Annotated in this window: 2 protein-coding genes; one reads left to right on the forward strand and one right to left on the reverse strand. The window is 57.4% G+C overall.

All coding sequences use genetic code 11. From position 1 onward, the window contains the following. Window positions 1–687, reverse strand: a 687-nt coding sequence (locus L0H65_RS19495; protein WP_301460842.1) for an FAD-binding oxidoreductase, incomplete at its 3' end; no start/stop codon positions are given. Window positions 688–781: 94 nt separating this feature from the next. Between L0H65_RS19495 and L0H65_RS19500 the strand changes: the two genes are divergently transcribed. Beyond that, window positions 782–1,699: a LysR substrate-binding domain-containing protein gene (locus L0H65_RS19500; RefSeq protein WP_301460843.1), complete on the forward strand. Its 918-nt coding sequence runs from the start codon at window positions 782–784 to the stop codon at window positions 1,697–1,699. Window positions 1,700–1,706: the final 7 nt, after the last annotated feature.

Consider the following 1,706-nt stretch of genomic DNA (forward strand, 5'->3'; position numbering starts at 1 on the left):
GCGGGTGGTAAATCCCAACTGCGCCGCTAATTGCGTTGTGCCAAGGCCCGCGCAGAGAACGACACGTTCAGCGGCAAGACGACCCCCGTTGAGAAGAGACAGATCAAATCCACCATGTTTTGAAGCCAGAATGCCGGTCACCAGAGCGTCTGAGACAAGATCGCCGCCAAGCGCCGCGAACGCGCTGCGCAATGCCCTGAGCAAACGCAGCGGGTTCACATGACCATCGAGGGCGCAGAACGTGGCACCGACGACGCCCGACCCTATGCCGGGATACATCCGCCGCAGCTCGTCCGCACTCATAATTTCATGGGTGAACTTATTGCCAAGATGCGTTTGCTGCCGCTTCAACGCTGCTTTGAAGTGTTCAAATTCGGTTGCCTCTGTGAAAAACTCAAACCCGCCAGATTGATCCAGCGCCAAATCGAGCCCTGACAAGTTTTTGAGCATGTTCGCAAAGCCGGGCCAGGCAGCAACGGCATCGCGCGACCACTCGGCATAGGGCGCGAAGTCGGCACCTTTGCCTTGCAGCCACACCAGACCGAAATTCCCCTGCGACGCCCGGAAATCGCCGTCGGAGCCATCCAGAACCGTCACCCTTCGCCCCGCCTGCAACAGGCCAATCGCAATCGACAGGCCGACGACGCCGCCACCAATGATCGTAATGTCTGATGTTCCGGTTGCCATGCGATTCCTCCACACCTGAAAATCGCACAAAACCAGACATACGAATAATTCTTTATTTTGCGATAATCATTCCTTTATGATATGTATTAGCGCCATGCTGAACCGCCTCACCCATCGCCAACTCGAAGCCTTCCGTGCTGTGATCGAGACCGGAAAGGTCACGATGGCGGCGGATGTCCTCAACACGACACAACCTTCCATCAGCAGAATGATTGCCGACCTTGAAACGGTGACAGACTTCAAGCTTTTCGAGCGGCGCGGGCGCCAACTGGTTCCGACATCGGAGGCGCTGGCGCTTTACGAAGAGGTTGAGCGGTCTTTCGTCGGCCTGACAGAGATTTCCCGCGTTATCGACGACATTCGAGATTTTCGTCGGGGCAGCCTCTTGATTGCCGGAATGCCTGCATTGGCGCTCAAGTTCCTGCCAGACGTGATTGCGGCGTTTATCAAGCTTGAACCAGGAATCACCGTCTCGCTCCGGGCACGCAGCTCACAGGCCGTATTGCGGCACCTGAGTTCGCAGCAATTCGACCTGGGGTTCGCTGCACTCGTCAACGATCATCCGGCCGTGAAGCGTAGCCCGATCTTTACCGCGCCAATGCGGGCAGTTCTTCCGATTGGGCACCCGCTGGGACAAAAAGAGCGACTGGAGCCCGCTGATTTTCATGAGCAACCCTTCGTGGTGCTCGGTGCGGAAATCGACACCCGGTCCGAGACCGATATCTTTTTCGCGATCGGCAATGCCCGCCCGCGAATAGTTGCCGAAGCGCAGTTGTCTGCGTCAATCTGCGAATTGGTAGCAAACGGAGCCGGTATCTCGATCGTCGAGCCGGTAACGGCCGCCAATTTTGCGGCGGCAGGAAGGATCATCGCGCGCCCACTGCATCCGGAACAACCGTTCCGCTATGACTTGCTGGTGCCCGCACTGCGCGAACCATCGCGAGTGGCAATGCGCTTTCTGGAGCTGATTGAAGCGCACTTTGAAACGCTACTTGGTCCTGGAAGCCTTTGAGCGGCAG

Origin of the sequence: Pseudorhodobacter sp. (assembly GCF_030452865.1) — a bacterium.
In the GTDB taxonomy this organism is placed as follows: Bacteria; Pseudomonadota; Alphaproteobacteria; order Rhodobacterales; family Rhodobacteraceae; genus Pseudorhodobacter.